Below are 14,902 nucleotides of genomic sequence, written 5' to 3' on the forward strand. Positions count from 1 at the left end.
TATATTTTTGTAGAATCAAATTCAAATAATTTAAGCAAAGTTTTGACTATAATTTTATTCATCAATAAAAGCAACAAAATATTTATATTTATACCTAGCTTTTGTAGTATGTGTTTTTTTATTTGCAAAAAAGCAATCTTTAGCTTATTATTTTCATTTGTGGTGATACCGTGTGTATTATTTACAAGGTATCTTTTTACTGCAAACAAACTTGTATAAGGTTTTTTTGATCAACTCTTTTATTTGGAGGCCAATTTTAATGAGCAAATACGCAACTCTTAAATATGCAGAAAAAAATATTGATATACAATTACCAGTATACTCTCCTAGTCTAGGTAATGACTGCATAGACGTTTCTTCACTAGTAAAACATGGTGTTTTTACTTATGATCCTGGATTCATGTCAACAGCTGCATGTGAATCACAAATAACATACATTGACGGAGGCAAAGGGATACTTCTTCATAGAGGCTACCCAATAGAGCAATGGGTTGAAAAATCAAACTATAGAACGCTTTGTTTCGCCTTAATCTACAACATTCTTCCAACAGATGAGCAAAAAGCAGCTTTCAGAAAAGAAATTGTTTCCAAAATGACAGTCTGTGAGCATGTGAAATCAGCAATTTCAGCACTGCCTCAGCATGCTCATCCAATGTCCAGCTTAATCGCTGGTGTTAATGTCTTGGCTGCTGAATATATTCATAGAGGTCAAAAAGAAGATCAAGATACTACAGCTAAAAATTTAATAGCAAAGGTAGCCACTATTGCTGCTTTAGCACACAGGCACAATCAAGGTAAAAAATTTCTAGAGCCAAAACCCGAGTTTGGTTATGCTGAAAACTTTCTATACCTAACGTTTGCTGAAGATGAAAGCTATGTACCAGACCCTTTACATGTAGAAGCTATGGATACAATTTTTGTTTTACATGCAGATCATGAACAAAATGCTTCTACCTCTACAGTCAGACTATCGGGGTCTACAGGAACATCTCCATATGCTGCGATTATTGCAGGCATTACTGCTCTTTGGGGGCCTGCTCATGGAGGAGCTAATGAAGCTGTTCTTAAAATGTTATCTAAAATTGGCAGTATTAATGACATTGACAAGTATATAGCTAAAGCTAAGGATAAAGATGATCCATTTAGACTAATGGGCTTCGGTCATAGAGTATATAAAAACACTGACCCAAGAGCCACAGCTATGAAGAAAAACTGTGAAGAAATTCTAGCCAAGCTTGGCAATAGTGATAATCCTCTTCTAACAGTAGCTAAAAAACTAGAAGAAATTGCATTACAAGATGAGTTCTTTATTCAGAGAAAACTTTTCCCTAATGTAGATTTCTACTCAGGCATTATCCTAAAAGCTATGGGCATCCCTGAAGACATGTTCACAGCAATATTTGCTCTTGCTAGAACATCAGGTTGGATATCTCAATGGATAGAAATGGTTAATGACTCTGCACAAAAAATTGGTCGCCCTAGACAGTTATACACTGGTGAAACTAGTAGGGACTTATAATTTTTCCTCCAATTAATCTATTTACTTTTTCTTTAATTTAAATTATTCTTCTATTAGTTTATCTATAATTTAATAGAAAGAATGACTAACAATCCCACATTAATAGAAAAGCTCTCAGCTCCTTTTAAACAGGCTAAGATGTTTAGCATGTTTGTGCTAGGTTATGCTTCAGGCTTTCCACTTATGCTTACAGCATCATCTTTATTTCTTTGGTATAAAGACAATGGCATAGAAACAAAAGATATTGGCTTTCTAACACTTATTGCTATACCGTATACATTTAAATACTTATGGGCTCCTTTTTTAGATAAAATAAAAATACCTAAATTTGGACGTAGAAAAGGCTGGATTCTTCTAACACAAATAACTTTAATTCTATTATTAATAGTTATGAGTAGATTCTCTCCTGCAAACTCTCCTTTTATAATAGCTTTTATTGGCTTTTTAATATGCTTCACTTCAGCAACTCAAGATATAGCTATAAATGCATATCAAACTGAAATCCTCACAGAATCAGAAAGAGCATTAGGAAATGCTGTGGCTGTTATGGGATATCGAATAGGTATGCTAGTAACAGGATCAATTGTATTAATTATAGTAGAGAAGTTAAACAACAACTGGAATCTAGCATGGCTAATGATAGTGCCATTTTTTATCATATGTCCACTTTACACACTTATATTAAAAGAAAGTGAATTCCAAGATTATCCAAAAAACTTTAAAGATGCTTTCATACTACCTTTTATTGAATTCTTTACACGACGAGGACTTTATACAGCTTTTATTATTATAATTATTATTATCGCATACAAGCTTGCTGATGCTATCGCATTTTCATTAAACTCTCTTTTCTTTATTGACTTAGGGTTTGATAAAACTACAATTGCTATCGCATATAAAGCCTTTGCATTGCTTCCTTCTCTGGCTGGGCTGGTCGTGGGAGGATTAATCGCAAAAAAAATAGGTGTTTATAAAAGCTTCTTATATTTTAGCATTATTATGGCCTGTGCAAACCTGACCTATGCTTTACTAGCCATAGTTGGCAAAAACTATTACCTAATGGTATCTTCTGTTGCTGTAGAATATTTCTGCGGAGCAATGGGAACCGCGATACTAGTTGCTATGATAATGAGTCTTGTTAATGTAAAATTCTCAGCTACCCAATTTGCAATTTTAAGCTCCATTGATTCTCTAGGTAGAGTTATTATTGGCCCTCTTGCTGGATATATCCAAAGCCTTTATAACTGGGAAGGACTATTTATATTTAGCTTTATAGTAGGAATTATAGTTTCTATAGTTATTTACTTATTTAAAGAGAAAATAAAGTTAATGGCCAACCTTGAATAGAACTAGCTCTTACTTTTTTTATTATAAAATAGGATAGACAAAATGAAAACAGCCCATGGAAACAAAAGAATCAATAGAACTATATTTTTTACAGTTTCAGTAATTTTAAGATTTGGGAATAACACTACAATTAGCATTGCCAAGAATATTAACAATACCCCGGTAATGAAAGATATTAAAGATAACTTACTTTTAGCCATATATTTAATTACTTTGCAAACTGTTCGGAAACAAATTCCCAGTTAATGATATCCCACAAAGCTTTAACATGTTTTGGTCTAGCATTACGATGATCAATATAATATGCATGCTCCCACACATCAAAAGTCAATAATGGATGCTTATTATTAGTTAAAGGACATCCAGCATTGCTCGTGCTAAGAATCTCTAGCTTACCAGATGAATCCTTAACCAACCAAGCCCAACCAGAACCAAACGTAGTAACTGCTGTTTTAGAAAACTCTTCTTTAAATTTATCAAAAGAACCAAAGGTCTCTACAATCGCTACCTTTAATTGATTAGACGGTTTAGTTTTGTTTGGAGAGAAACAATTCCAATAAAAAGTGTGATTATAGACCTGAGCAGCATTATTAAATAAGCCACCTGAAGATGCTTTTATAATCTCTTCTATAGTTTGGCCTGAATGCTCAGTTCCTTCTATTAAATTATTCAGATTTGTAACGTATGTTTGATGATGCTTACCATAATGGTACTCTATAGTTTCTTTTGAAATCACAGGCTCTAGAGCATCTTGAGCATAAGGTAACTTTGGCAATTTAAACTTCATTTTATTACTCCTTTTACTTATTTTTAAAATATTTGTAACGTTTTGATACTATACCAATTTAATATAATATGCTATCATCTTTTAAACTAAATTTCTAAACTTACTTAGCTAACAAACAAAAGGAAAATTTGTGATGTATACACCAGAAGAGCAAAAAGTTGTAGATCGAATTGAAAAACAAATAAAAGAAAATGATATTATCTTATATATGAAAGGCTCTCCTAATTTACCTCAATGTGGCTTCTCTGCTCATACTGCGACAGCGATAAGATCATGTGGAAAGCCATTTGCTTTTGTAAATATTTTAGAAAATCCAGATATCAGAGCTATTTTACCAAAATATGCTGACTGGCCAACATTTCCCCAACTTTGGGCCAAAGGTGAACTAGTTGGCGGCTGCGATATCATAATGGAAATGAAAGATTCCGGAGAGCTTCAAGAACTAATAGACACAATTAAGTAGATTTCAGTTCGAAAATAAATAACTTTTTAAATTACTTTAATCTTAAGACTCATGACCAAAGCTGATATTCTTTCGGATCTATAATTAATCTATTCTCACCAAAGAAATGATTTATACTTTTGCCCAAGCATCACTTCTATATTGACCCATGGATTATAAACTTTCAGCACATAAACTTGATTGCTGGTTATTGGCTGTAGCGATTGTACCAGCCTTGTAATACTTATCCCATCTAGGTATATAAAATCACCTTAGCATAACCCTCCTGTCAATCAGGAGTATTAATTATTAGATAGATTTAAAGGTTTATTTATCACACCATTCCAAGCAGCATATCTTTTTTCCTAGATAAATCATTGCATATTTTGTTTCCCAATTAAGCATTCATACTTTCTACTGATCATACCCTCCTATTTGGGACACTTAGGTGTTAAGAAAAGGAGACAAGATGAGATATACAAAAGAGTTTAAAGATGAAGCTGTTAAATTATGTTTACAACCAGATGCAAATAGACGAGAAATAGCAGATAACTTAGGGGTTAAATATAAAACCATTTGCAGTTGGATATCCAAAGCCATGTCAAACCCTCAGAAAGAAATAAAGATAGATTATAAAACGCAGTACCAGCAACTATCTTTTGAAAATACTGATTTGAAGAAAAAACTCAAACAGGCAGAAACAGAGCGTGAAATACTAAAAAAGGCACAGCTTACTTTGCAAAGCAAAATCTGTAAGGTACGCCTTTATTAAGGAGCATTATAAAGTTATGCCAGTAACAACACTATGTAAATCTTTGAATGTGAGCACATCTTCATATTACAGATGGATTCATAAACCTATAGGTAAAAGGCAATATAATGATGCTGAACTAGATGATGCTATTTTAATGAACATAAATCTAGATATGGAAGTGTTAGGATATACAAAGAGCTTAAAGATATGGGTTGGAAAGTTACTCAACCTAGAGTATCTAAACGTATGAAATTACTTGGTTTACATGCTAAAGCGGCTCGTAAGCATAAGAAAACTACAGATTCTAACCACAACAAACATGTTTATGATAATTTATTAGAACAAAACTTCACTGCTTTATCTGTAAATCATAGGTGGGTTACAGATATAACTTATGTACCTACACAAGAGGGGTGGCTGTATCTTTGTGTGATTATAGATTTATTCTCAAGATCAGTTATTGGTTGGGCAATGGATTCTAGGATGAAAGCGGATTTAGTTTGTAATGCTTTAAATATGGCATTCTTTAGAAGAAATTTTCCTAGTGGTGTGATTATACACTCTGATAAAGGGTCACAGTACTGTAGCAAACAATATCAAGACATTATTAAAGAACACTGGCTACTATCAAGTATGAGCTCTAAAGGATGCTGTTACGATAATGCTGCTTGTGAAAGTTTCTTTGGAACTTTAAAAGTAGAGTTAGTACATGATGAAAGCTATAAAACTAGAGAAGAAGCTAAACTATCAATATTTGAATATATTGAAGCTTACTATAATACAAAAAGGAGACATTCTACAATAAATTATATGACTCCATATCAATTTGAATATATAATGGAAAATGAAGTAGTAAACTGTCACAAATTGACGGGGTAGATCATACATATGTCATACCCCCATGCACAGAACCTTTAGTTGCCGGAATCATAAATACTAATTTATTAGCAGGTATATGAATAGATTCATTCGCCCTACTATATTTTGGTAGATTAGCATTATAACCTTCGTCTGTTGTCAAAGACCATGCTAGTGAGGCTAGAAACTTATCATACCCTTCTAGAGGTGTGATTTTTAAGTAACTACCATCTTTAAACTTTATCAAAGCTAAAAATTCCATCTACTACTTTTTCAGCATAAGTATTTAAAAATATATAGTTTATATTATTTATACCAATATCTTTGAGAAGATCAATATAGCCGTGATTCACAAAAATACTATCTTTATTATTTTTTGCCACTGGAGTTACTATGTAATGCCATTTAGGAGAAAATGTTAACCAAAAATTCGGTATCTTCTGTTTTAGAGAATTACACAACTCCTTTATTTTTTTAGCTGCCAAAGCTGCTGTCTTTTGATTTCCAGGAATCTCTGTACCAACTAAGTTAAAATTTATACCATTAAAACCATAATCTTGAACTATTTTTTTAACACCATCAAAATTAATAGTTTTCCAATCAATATGCGATGTCTCACCACCATAAGAAATTAATACATGCTTGCCTTTAGCTGTCATATACTTAACGAAAGCTTTCAGCTGTTCCGGAGAATATATTTTCTTCGGACTACCATTCTCTTGATTAAAGGATAACCTAAAGCCTTGACTATTACTATAGGTCAAATATGCTGTTATTATTACATTATTTTTACAAACACCAGGATACTGGTCACAATACTCCTTTTATTTTGGTATTTGAATATCTATAGGCTTTGAGGTTACTTGTTTACCAAAAATATTATACGAACTATTTTTACCCCAGAGAGGTAAAAAACCAGCAACAACAGACCCTTGAATTTTATTTTGCATAGAATTACAAATATTTTTATAAATACAGTCTCTAAGATCCTTTGCAAAAGTTCCTGGCACGTGCTTGTGACTGCCATATAAATCAGCAGCATAATCAATATTTAGCGACCACCCTGCAATACCAACATATCTAGGTTTAAATTTTAGTTTTTCAAGCTATGGAAGCATTAATTTAACGGCTTGTTGAGTAGTTAGCGACGTTGTTGCATCTCCTTGAGAAGGATAAATTGTATCAACGCCTCCAGCTACTGCTGTTGTCGGTTCTACGATATATATTTTAGTTTTTAATGGTATCTTAGTATTTTTAATTATTTTTTCATAACTGTCAAAAATAAAATTTGGATCATATTCTGGGTAGGTATTAAATTCCAACAACATAATGTAATCAATATTACCATCTTGTATAGTTTTATCATAATCATTGCTTCTACCAGTTGTTACTAACTTATAATCCTTAACACTAGGAGCTATAGAAATTATGATATTGGGATTTATTTTTTTCAATTTAGTAGAAAGCTTATCAATGAAATTTGGAGAGGTATATTTTTTAAAGCTATAAACTATTCCATCAATATTATATTTATCAAGAAAAGCAACTATATTTTCAGCTAATTCATTTATTTGCTTATCAGACATTCCTTTTCCCAAAACTACAGGATCACTTTGGCCTTTTTTTATACCAGGGGAAAAGTATTAGGAACCCTCCAACAGCTATTAATACCTCCATATGCATTTTTTTAGCTTGTTTAATCTTATTAACAACAGCATGCTCTAGACTTTTCGATGACCTATTAGAAGAATAAAAGTCTATATTGGTTCCATGAACTTCACCAAATGCCAAAACTATGACATTATAGCCATCTTTTTTCACCTGCTTTATATCTACTCTTTTCATTGAACTTGGAGTACGAATATCTAAAAACCAGCTATTATTTTATCTGGTAAAGAAGTAGTTGAGCTACCTCTTTGTTCATCACCTAAAGAAGCCTGGGAACTTAATTGTTTTGTAGTAGAACCACCTATCTCTTCTGCGAAAAGAAAATTAGCAAATATAAAAAACAAAAATACTATTAAAGAAGTATTTTTCTTAAGTTGCATACTTTAAAACTATAGATATAGTATAAAAATCTATTATATCTTCATATAAATCTTTATACAACATTGCAGTATATTTAGTTATGTTTAAATGTACTCAAAAGAATATTTGTGAAAACTACAGTAACTAGGTAGTTAGTTTTATATTTATTAATCATCTTTTGAATAATATAAACCTTTAGAAGAGTTAAGAGCTTTAAGACGAGCATCAGCCTCTTTCAACCTTTTATCCGCAGCTTCTATGTCCAGTTTAGATGCATCTGGATTTTTAAGAGCTTCTTGTGCTCGAGCCTTTGCTTTTTCCGCTTCTGCTTGATTAAGGTTTTCTGCTCTCTCCATATCATCAACCATAATGGTTACTCGAGTTGGAGTAACCTCAAGAATTCCTCCAGACACATATAAAACATCAGTATGCTCATCTTTTCTGATATTTATAACGCCAGCAGGCATAGTTGACAATAACTCAGTATGTCCATAGGCTATACCCATTTCACCTGCTGAGCCACGAAGACTTACTATATCAGCTTCACCCTTAAAGACTGACCCTAAAGGGCTTACAACATTAACTTGTAGATAATTTTTTATCATATTTTCACCCTACTTATAGAGTTTTGGCTTTCTCGATCGCTTCTTGTATAGAGCCAACCATGTAGAAAGCTTGCTCTGGTAAATGATCATATTCACCATTAACAATAGCTTTAAAGCTAGAAACAGTATCTTTTAATGATACAAACTTACCAGGGTTTCCAGTAAATACTTCAGCAACATGGAAAGGCTGCGATAAAAATCTTTGGATCTTACGTGCTCTATCTACAGTTTTCTTATCTTCATCAGATAGTTCATCCATACCAAGAATCGCAATAATATCTTTTAATTCCTTATATCTTTGTAGTACTTTTTGTACTGCACGAGCTGTTTCATAATGATCATAGCCTACTACTAAAGGATCCAACTGTCTAGATGTAGAATCCAATGGATCAACCGCCGGATAGATACCTAGCTCAGCAATCTGGCGTGATAGTACAATTGTCGCATCTAAATGAGAGAATGTCGTTGCTGGAGATGGATCTGTTAAGTCATCTGCTGGCACATATACGGCCTGAACTGAAGTAATTGAACCAGTCTTAGTAGATGTAATTCTCTCCTGCAGCGCACCCATTTCAGCTGCTAACGTTGGTTGATAACCTACCGCAGAAGGCATACGTCCTAAAAGAGCTGAAACCTCTGTACCTGCCAGAGTATAACGATAGATATTATCAATAAACATTAATACGTCACGCTTCTCATCACGGAAGCCTTCAGCAATTGTTAAACCGCTAAGAGCTACTCTTAATCTATTTCCTGGCGGCTCATTCATCTGACCATATACTAAAGATACCTTATCTAGTACGTTTGAGTCTTTCATCTCGTAGTAAAAATCATTGCCCTCACGAGTTCTTTCACCAACACCTGCAAACACCGAGTAACCACTATGTTCTTTAGCAATGTTATTAATAAGCTCCATCATTGTTACAGTTTTACCAACACCTGCACCACCAAATAAACCTACTTTACCACCTTTAGCAAATGGGCAAATAAGGTCAACGACTTTAATACCTGTTTCCAAAATTTCTGTACTTAATGCTAACTCATCATATGCAGGAGGAGCTTGATGTATAGATCTTGTTTCAGTATATTCAATAGGTCCAGCCTCATCTATTGGCTCACCCAACACATTCATAATACGCCCTAGAGTACCTTGTCCAACTGGCACAGAAATAGGAGCGTTAGTATTTTTAACTTCCATACCGCGTCTAAGACCATCACTAGATCCCATTGCAATAGTACGAACCACACCGTCACCAATCTGCTGCTGCACCTCTAGTACTAGACCAGCCTCTTCTACATTTAAAGCATCATATACTTTTGGAGTGTTATCTCTAGAAAATTCTACATCGATAACAGCTCCAATTACCTGAATAATTTTACCTGTACTCATTTACCTCTCCTAAACTGCTGCCGCACCTGAACAAATTTCTGCAAGCTCTTGTGTAATCATAGCCTGCCTTACTTTATTATAATCTAGTTTCAACTGATCAATAATGTCACTAGCATTATCAGTTGCATTTTTCATAGCCATCATACGAGCAGCCTGCTCACATGCAGCATTTTCCAATATTGCTCCTCGAACTTGAGCTTCAATATACCGAATACAAAGAGCATTCAAAACCTCTTCTATATCCCTTTCATAGATGTAATCCCAATGGCCTTTAGAAGCTTGTTCTTTATTCGCTTTTATCTCTTTTTCTGAGAAGATATCTTGAATAGGTAATAGCGTCTGTAGTCTTGGCTTTTGTTTGATAGTGCCTAAGAATTGGTTTCCACCCATATATAACCTATCAATTTCACCATTTGTAAACTTATCTAACATTACCTTAACAGCACCGCCTATAGTTCGAACACTACCATCTAAATCTTTATCATTATAATGAGCTGTTGCTACAACATTTACATCTTTAAATTTTGCAAAGAAAGTTTCAGCTTTTGAACCAATAACACAAACATCAACATCAACCTTACTATCAAAATATTTCTTTATATCTTTTAGTATATGCTTGAAAAGATTAATGTTTAAGCCTCCACATAAACCTCTATCTGTTGATGCAATGATATAACCTACTCTTTTTATTTCTCTATCAAATAGATAAGGATTAGGATAATCAATACTAGCAGCAGTAACATTCTTAATAATAGTGTTAGCACTTTCAACATAAGGACGCACATTATTCATTCTAACGATAGCACCTCTCATTTTACTCGCAGCAACTAGCTCCATCGCACCCGTAATTTTTTGAGTATTTTTAACACTGGCTACTTTAGATTTTATTTCTCTAGCATTAGACATAGTCTACACTCCTACCAAGCTTGATTTGCTTTGCAGTCTTCTACAATAGTTTTCAACTTATCAGCAGTTTCTGCATCATATTTACCTGTCTGATTAATATCAGCAATTATATCAGCATATTTATCTTCAGCTAAAGCATGTAAGGCTGCTTCAAAAGGTATAACTTCTGAAACTCCTAAGCTATCTAAATAGCCATTATCAACTGCATATAATGATAAAGCCATTAATGCAATAGATAGTGTAGAGAACTGCTTCTGTTTTAGAAGTTCAGTTACTCTTTGACCTCTACTTAACTGGGCTCTTGTTGCTTCATCCAAGTCAGAAGCAAACTGAGAAAATGCTTCTAACTCTCTAAATTGAGCTAAAGCCAGACGAATACCACCACCTAATTTCTTGATAATTTTAGTCTGTGCTGCACCACCAACACGAGATACAGAATTACCTGGATTAATCGCAGGTCTTAAGCCTGAATTAAACAAATCTGTCTCTAAGAATATCTGGCCGTCAGTAATAGAGATTACATTTGTAGGTACAAATGCTGATATATCACCCGCTTGAGTTTCAATAATAGGTAATGCAGTTAAAGAACCCGTTTTACCCTTTACTCTGCCTTCGGTAAATTTCTCAACATATTCTTCGTTCACTCTAGCAGCTCTTTCTAAAAGTCTTGAATGAAGATAGAAAACATCACCTGGATATGCTTCACGTCCTGGAGGTCTTCTCAATAATAGCGAAATTTGCCTATAAGCCCAAGCTTGCTTAGTTAAATCGTCATAGATAATAAGAGCATCTTCTCCAAGATCTCTAAAATATTCACCCATAGAACAACCAGCATAAGGTGCGATATATTGTAATGCAGCAGAATCTGAAGCTGTCGCAGCAACAATAATAGTATGCTCCATAGCTCCATGCTCCTCTAACTGTCTAACTATATTAGCGATTGATGAAGCCTTTTGACCAATAGCTACATAAATACACTTAACACCAGATCCTTTTTGGTTGATAATTGTATCAATAGCAATGGCTGTCTTACCAATCTGCCTATCACCAATAATAAGCTCTCTTTGACCTCTTCCAATTGGAACCATAGAGTCAATTGATTTAATACCAGTTTGTAAAGCTTGATCTACAGACTTTCTCCAAATAACCCCTGGAGCAATCTTCTCGATTGGAGATGAATGGTCAGTCTCTATTTCACCTTTCCCATCAATAGGGTTACCTAAAGCATCTACAACTCTTCCAAGTAGAGCTTCTCCAACAGGTACTTCTAATATTCTACCTGTACAGTATGCTTTGTCACCCTCTTTGATATGATCATACTCACCTAATACAACTGATCCAACAGAGTCAGTATTTAAGTTAAGAGCAAGACCGTAAACATCTCCTGGTAATTTAATCATCTCACCAGCAGTTACATCATTCAGACCATATATAGTAACAATACCGTCAGCTACACTAACGATCGTTCCTTCTAACTTAAGCTCGATAGCATTATCGAACTTTTCAATTCTTTGTTTTATTAAACCACTTATTTCTGATGGACTTAATTGCATAAGCTCACTTCCTATAATTTATGATAACAAAATATTTTTTAAATTCTCTAAACGACCAGATACAGAACTATCAATAACTGTATCGCCAACCTTAATTATCGCTCCACCAATTATTGAAGGATCGATATCTACTTTAACATCTATAGAGCATTCAAATCTTTTTTCTATACTTTCTTTTAAATTAACTAACAAATCTTCATCAGCTTCATATGCTAAAGTAACATTTGCTGTTTTAGTATTGTTATGAATATTTTTAATAGCTTCAAACTGCTCCGCTACTTCTGGCAAAACAGATAATTTTTTATTCTCAGCTATTAAGTTAAGAAAGTTAAAAAAATTTTCATCTAATTGATTTTCTAACTCATGTACAATTTCTATTTGCGAAAAAACAGGACTGGATATAACCTCTGAAATAGAACTATCCTTAACTAACTCAGCAAATAACTTGAGTGACTTAGACCATTCTTGTAGTAGATTATTTTCATTTGCAAACTCAAATGCAGCTTTTGCATATGGTTTCGCAATCACACTTAGATTTACCATGTGTCTACCTTATTAAAATTATACCTTCTCTACAAAATCTTTTAAAATCTTATAACTAGCTTTTTGATCAACTTTTGCTGATATGATCTTACTAGCACCAGCCATAGCTAAGCCAACAAGTTCTTCTTTAAGTTCTTCTCTAGCCTTAATTTTTTCTTGCTCAATCTCAGCCATAGCCATACTCTTAATTTTATCAGCTGCTGCAATAGCTTCTTCTTTTGCTTGTTCATCAACCTTATGTGCCCTAACATAAGCATTCTCGACTATTTCAGTGGCCTTTGCTTTTGCTTCACGCAAAACTTCAGCTGATTTTCTTTTAGCAACTTCTAATTCTCTAGATGCCCTATCAGCAGAAGCTAAACCTTCAGCTATCTTCTCTCTACGCTCGTCTAAAGCTTTGCGCAGTGGTGGCCATACAAACTTCATTGTAAAACCAACAAAGATTGCAAATGTTATCATTTGGCCTATTAGGGTTATATTAATATCCATCTACTTATCCTTTAGATAATGAAATTCATGATTTTATAATTTTATCTATGCACCAACTACTTTTTGAGCAGCCTCTGCTAAACCAGAGATTGCTAGAGGGTTTGCATAAAGAACTAAAAAGCCAATAGCTATTGAGATTGCAGCAAACGCATCCACAAAAGCAGCAACAATAAACATACGACCAAGCAACATACCTCCTAGCTCAGGCTGACGAGCAACGCCTTCAAGATACTTACCACCAAGAACACCAAAACCAATAGCTGTTCCTAATGCAGGTAAAGAAATCAACAAAGCAACTGCAATTGCAGTCAAGCCATTTAAATTCCCTAATACTTGTAAAGACATATTCATTTTTCATTTCTCCTGTTTTTTCTAAAGATTTATTTTTTAAAGTTAACTAAAACTAATGGGCTTCTTGAGCCATATTCAAATACACCACAGTTAGCATCATAAATACAAATGCCTGTATCAAAACTATTAATATATGGAATATAGCCCACACTCCACCTAACATCCACTGGAACCACCAAGGTAACAAAGCTATAAGGATAAAGATAAGTTCACCGGCAAAAATATTACCGAACAAACGCAGTGATAAAGAAACTGGTTTAACAATCTCATCAACTAATCTAAAAAATATATTTAGCGGAAATAACCAAATACCGAAAGGCGCACTTAAAATTTCTTTAAACAACCCAAACCCTTTTGCTTTAAGGTTATAAAAGACAACCAAGAAAAATACTGCTATAGACATAGCAAATGTCACATTTGGATCAGCTGTAGGAACAACCCTAAAATAAGGCTCATGACCTCCTGCAAAAAAACTGAGGATCCAACCAAAAAGGTCTGCAGGTAAAAGATCCATGAGATTCATTAAAACAACCCAGACAAATATTGTAAGAGCTAAAGGGGTTACAAAATCTCTTTTATGATGATAGTTTTCGGCAACTAATCCATCCATCCATTCCCATATAGCCTCAACTATATTTTGAAGTTTACCAGGTACACCAGAATGAACTCTTCTCGCTACCAAGAACATCACAAGAATAAAAACAACACCTAAGATTCCGCTTACTAGAAGCGAATCAACGTTAAGCTGCCAGAAAGAACCTTTTCCTAAGCTTATTTGCCAATGATGCAAATGATGCTGAACATATTCAGTAGCTATTTGAGAGCCTGCCTCTGTATTTGCCATTAAACTTTCCACCAATATAAATTAAATATTACTCTAAAAGTATTATATTTTTATTTCAAACCACAAAAATAATCCTATCTGGTCTTCTTAAACAAGATAGGCACAAAACACGCCACTAATTGTAACAAAACTAATCCAGAAATGTAAGAAAATAATTTCGGTTTTACATAAATGGCTAACATTATAGTTATGACTACTACTATACTTAGCTTAAGTAACTCACTTAAATAAAAAACAGCAATCTCAACACCAGGAGAGAACTGTTTGCTGATAAAAAGTCTACCAAAAAATACAAAATTAGCAATAAACATAGTTATAGCTCCCATAAAAAAAGAATTTGCATATGGATAATTAAAAAATGTAAGTGTAACAATATAGCCAATCAGAACTAAGGTTACTTGCATCAATACAAACTTTTTAGCATCAATCTTTATGTTTGCTAGCATAAACATATACATCAGTTAATAAAAATCATTCCTTATCATA

Annotated in this window: 22 protein-coding genes; 6 read left to right on the forward strand and 16 right to left on the reverse strand. The window is 33.7% G+C overall.

Annotated features, from left to right (window positions below; translation table 11 throughout):
- The first annotated feature begins 259 nt into the window (after positions 1-259).
- Positions 260-1,519 (forward strand): citrate synthase, encoded by a 1,260-nt coding sequence (locus CDV26_RS10760; protein WP_088773261.1) that lies wholly within the window; start codon positions 260-262, stop codon positions 1,517-1,519.
- Positions 1,520-1,600: 81 nt separating this feature from the next.
- Complete coding sequence (locus tag CDV26_RS10765; RefSeq protein WP_088773262.1) at positions 1,601-2,866, forward strand: AmpG family muropeptide MFS transporter; 1,266 nt, start codon at positions 1,601-1,603, stop codon at positions 2,864-2,866.
- 208 nt (positions 2,867-3,074) lie between these two features.
- On the opposite strand, the gene CDV26_RS10775 is transcribed toward CDV26_RS10765, so the two are convergent.
- Positions 3,075-3,653, reverse strand: coding sequence for a superoxide dismutase (locus tag CDV26_RS10775; RefSeq protein ID WP_088773264.1), 579 nt, complete (start codon positions 3,651-3,653; stop codon positions 3,075-3,077).
- Positions 3,654-3,786: 133 nt separating this feature from the next.
- Here CDV26_RS10775 and grxD point away from each other — a divergent pair, with 133 nt between their 5' ends.
- From grxD to CDV26_RS10795, 4 genes are all read left to right on the forward strand, one after another.
- Positions 3,787-4,116 carry a Grx4 family monothiol glutaredoxin gene (gene grxD / locus CDV26_RS10780; protein WP_088773265.1) on the forward strand — a complete coding sequence of 110 codons (330 nt, stop codon included), beginning with the start codon at positions 3,787-3,789 and terminating at the stop codon, positions 4,114-4,116.
- Positions 4,117-4,543: 427 nt separating this feature from the next.
- Positions 4,544-4,867: a transposase gene (locus tag CDV26_RS10785; RefSeq protein WP_157671496.1), complete on the forward strand. Its 324-nt coding sequence runs from the start codon at positions 4,544-4,546 to the stop codon at positions 4,865-4,867.
- Positions 4,868-4,883: 16 nt separating this feature from the next.
- Complete coding sequence (locus CDV26_RS10790) at positions 4,884-5,099, forward strand: hypothetical protein (protein WP_088771820.1); 216 nt, start codon at positions 4,884-4,886, stop codon at positions 5,097-5,099.
- Positions 5,057-5,728, forward strand: coding sequence for an IS3 family transposase (locus CDV26_RS10795; RefSeq protein WP_088771712.1), 672 nt, complete (start codon positions 5,057-5,059; stop codon positions 5,726-5,728). The genes CDV26_RS10790 and CDV26_RS10795 overlap by 43 nt, the downstream gene beginning before the upstream one ends.
- A gap of 1 nt (position 5,729) precedes the next feature.
- On the opposite strand, the gene CDV26_RS13330 is transcribed toward CDV26_RS10795, so the two are convergent.
- The 15 genes from CDV26_RS13330 to CDV26_RS10870 form a co-directional block, all read right to left on the reverse strand.
- The gene (locus tag CDV26_RS13330; protein WP_245806448.1) at positions 5,730-5,954 is read right to left on the reverse strand and encodes a hypothetical protein; all 225 of its coding nucleotides are present in this window, start codon (positions 5,952-5,954) and stop codon (positions 5,730-5,732) included.
- Positions 5,941-6,366, reverse strand: a complete 426-nt coding sequence (locus tag CDV26_RS13335) for a glycoside hydrolase family 18 protein (protein ID WP_088773267.1) — start codon at positions 6,364-6,366, stop codon at positions 5,941-5,943. Before CDV26_RS13335 ends, CDV26_RS13330 begins: the two co-directional genes overlap by 14 nt.
- 165 nt (positions 6,367-6,531) lie before the next feature.
- Positions 6,532-6,717 (reverse strand): hypothetical protein, encoded by a 186-nt coding sequence (locus tag CDV26_RS13340; protein WP_088773268.1) that lies wholly within the window; start codon positions 6,715-6,717, stop codon positions 6,532-6,534.
- Positions 6,718-6,813: 96 nt separating this feature from the next.
- On the reverse strand, positions 6,814-7,293 hold the full coding sequence (locus CDV26_RS13345) for a glycosyl hydrolase family 18 protein (protein ID WP_088773269.1): 480 nt from the start codon (positions 7,291-7,293) through the stop codon (positions 6,814-6,816).
- Positions 7,294-7,315: 22 nt separating this feature from the next.
- The gene (locus CDV26_RS13350; RefSeq protein WP_088773270.1) at positions 7,316-7,552 is read right to left on the reverse strand and encodes a hypothetical protein; all 237 of its coding nucleotides are present in this window, start codon (positions 7,550-7,552) and stop codon (positions 7,316-7,318) included.
- A gap of 20 nt (positions 7,553-7,572) precedes the next feature.
- Entirely contained in the window at positions 7,573-7,755 is a 183-nt protein-coding gene (locus tag CDV26_RS10825; RefSeq protein WP_088773271.1) for a hypothetical protein, read from the reverse strand.
- A 147-nt stretch (positions 7,756-7,902) separates the two neighbouring features.
- A complete protein-coding gene (locus tag CDV26_RS10830) occupies positions 7,903-8,340 on the reverse strand; it encodes a F0F1 ATP synthase subunit epsilon (RefSeq protein ID WP_088773272.1) in 438 nt (145 codons plus the stop codon).
- Positions 8,341-8,353: 13 nt separating this feature from the next.
- On the reverse strand, positions 8,354-9,730 hold the full coding sequence (gene atpD, locus CDV26_RS10835) for a F0F1 ATP synthase subunit beta (RefSeq protein ID WP_088773273.1): 1,377 nt from the start codon (positions 9,728-9,730) through the stop codon (positions 8,354-8,356).
- A 9-nt stretch (positions 9,731-9,739) separates the two neighbouring features.
- A complete protein-coding gene (locus CDV26_RS10840; protein ID WP_088773274.1) occupies positions 9,740-10,636 on the reverse strand; it encodes a F0F1 ATP synthase subunit gamma in 897 nt (298 codons plus the stop codon).
- Between the two features lie 11 nt (positions 10,637-10,647).
- The gene (gene atpA / locus CDV26_RS10845; protein WP_088773275.1) at positions 10,648-12,189 is read right to left on the reverse strand and encodes a F0F1 ATP synthase subunit alpha; all 1,542 of its coding nucleotides are present in this window, start codon (positions 12,187-12,189) and stop codon (positions 10,648-10,650) included.
- An 18-nt stretch (positions 12,190-12,207) separates the two neighbouring features.
- Positions 12,208-12,732, reverse strand: coding sequence for a F0F1 ATP synthase subunit delta (locus tag CDV26_RS10850; RefSeq protein WP_088773276.1), 525 nt, complete (start codon positions 12,730-12,732; stop codon positions 12,208-12,210).
- A gap of 18 nt (positions 12,733-12,750) precedes the next feature.
- The gene (locus tag CDV26_RS10855; RefSeq protein ID WP_088773277.1) at positions 12,751-13,221 is read right to left on the reverse strand and encodes a F0F1 ATP synthase subunit B; all 471 of its coding nucleotides are present in this window, start codon (positions 13,219-13,221) and stop codon (positions 12,751-12,753) included.
- A gap of 45 nt (positions 13,222-13,266) precedes the next feature.
- The gene (locus tag CDV26_RS10860; protein ID WP_088773278.1) at positions 13,267-13,572 is read right to left on the reverse strand and encodes a F0F1 ATP synthase subunit B; all 306 of its coding nucleotides are present in this window, start codon (positions 13,570-13,572) and stop codon (positions 13,267-13,269) included.
- A gap of 52 nt (positions 13,573-13,624) precedes the next feature.
- The gene (gene atpB, locus CDV26_RS10865) at positions 13,625-14,416 is read right to left on the reverse strand and encodes a F0F1 ATP synthase subunit A (RefSeq protein ID WP_088773279.1); all 792 of its coding nucleotides are present in this window, start codon (positions 14,414-14,416) and stop codon (positions 13,625-13,627) included.
- 74 nt (positions 14,417-14,490) lie between these two features.
- Entirely contained in the window at positions 14,491-14,862 is a 372-nt protein-coding gene (locus tag CDV26_RS10870) for an ATP synthase subunit I (RefSeq protein WP_088773508.1), read from the reverse strand.
- Between the last annotated feature and the right edge of the window lie 40 nt (positions 14,863-14,902).

The organism is Francisella halioticida, assembly GCF_002211785.1.
Classification (GTDB): Bacteria; Pseudomonadota; Gammaproteobacteria; order Francisellales; family Francisellaceae; genus Francisella; species Francisella halioticida.

Bases quoted from the DNA above. Each gene is read 5' to 3' on its own strand.
- CDV26_RS10795 (WP_088771712.1), top strand. From the start codon at position 5,057: ATGGGTTGGAAAGTTACTCAACCTAGAGTATCTAAACGTATGAAATTA.
- atpB (WP_088773279.1), bottom strand. From the start codon at position 14,416: ATGGCAAATACAGAGGCAGGCTCTCAAATAGCTACTGAATATGTTCAG.
- grxD (WP_088773265.1), top strand. From the start codon at position 3,787: ATGTATACACCAGAAGAGCAAAAAGTTGTAGATCGAATTGAAAAACAA.
- CDV26_RS10840 (WP_088773274.1), bottom strand. From the start codon at position 10,636: ATGTCTAATGCTAGAGAAATAAAATCTAAAGTAGCCAGTGTTAAAAAT.
- CDV26_RS10830 (WP_088773272.1), bottom strand. From the start codon at position 8,340: ATGATAAAAAATTATCTACAAGTTAATGTTGTAAGCCCTTTAGGGTCA.
- CDV26_RS10775 (WP_088773264.1), bottom strand. From the start codon at position 3,653: ATGAAGTTTAAATTGCCAAAGTTACCTTATGCTCAAGATGCTCTAGAG.
- atpD (WP_088773273.1), bottom strand. From the start codon at position 9,730: ATGAGTACAGGTAAAATTATTCAGGTAATTGGAGCTGTTATCGATGTA.
- CDV26_RS10855 (WP_088773277.1), bottom strand. From the start codon at position 13,221: ATGGATATTAATATAACCCTAATAGGCCAAATGATAACATTTGCAATC.
- CDV26_RS10790 (WP_088771820.1), top strand. From the start codon at position 4,884: ATGCCAGTAACAACACTATGTAAATCTTTGAATGTGAGCACATCTTCA.
- CDV26_RS10765 (WP_088773262.1), top strand. From the start codon at position 1,601: ATGACTAACAATCCCACATTAATAGAAAAGCTCTCAGCTCCTTTTAAA.
- CDV26_RS10860 (WP_088773278.1), bottom strand. From the start codon at position 13,572: ATGAATATGTCTTTACAAGTATTAGGGAATTTAAATGGCTTGACTGCA.
- CDV26_RS13345 (WP_088773269.1), bottom strand. From the start codon at position 7,293: ATGTCTGATAAGCAAATAAATGAATTAGCTGAAAATATAGTTGCTTTT.
- CDV26_RS13335 (WP_088773267.1), bottom strand. From the start codon at position 6,366: ATGACAGCTAAAGGCAAGCATGTATTAATTTCTTATGGTGGTGAGACA.
- atpA (WP_088773275.1), bottom strand. From the start codon at position 12,189: ATGCAATTAAGTCCATCAGAAATAAGTGGTTTAATAAAACAAAGAATT.
- CDV26_RS10850 (WP_088773276.1), bottom strand. From the start codon at position 12,732: ATGGTAAATCTAAGTGTGATTGCGAAACCATATGCAAAAGCTGCATTT.
- CDV26_RS10760 (WP_088773261.1), top strand. From the start codon at position 260: ATGAGCAAATACGCAACTCTTAAATATGCAGAAAAAAATATTGATATA.
- CDV26_RS13350 (WP_088773270.1), bottom strand. From the start codon at position 7,552: ATGAAAAGAGTAGATATAAAGCAGGTGAAAAAAGATGGCTATAATGTC.
- CDV26_RS10825 (WP_088773271.1), bottom strand. From the start codon at position 7,755: ATGCAACTTAAGAAAAATACTTCTTTAATAGTATTTTTGTTTTTTATA.
- CDV26_RS10870 (WP_088773508.1), bottom strand. From the start codon at position 14,862: ATGCTAGCAAACATAAAGATTGATGCTAAAAAGTTTGTATTGATGCAA.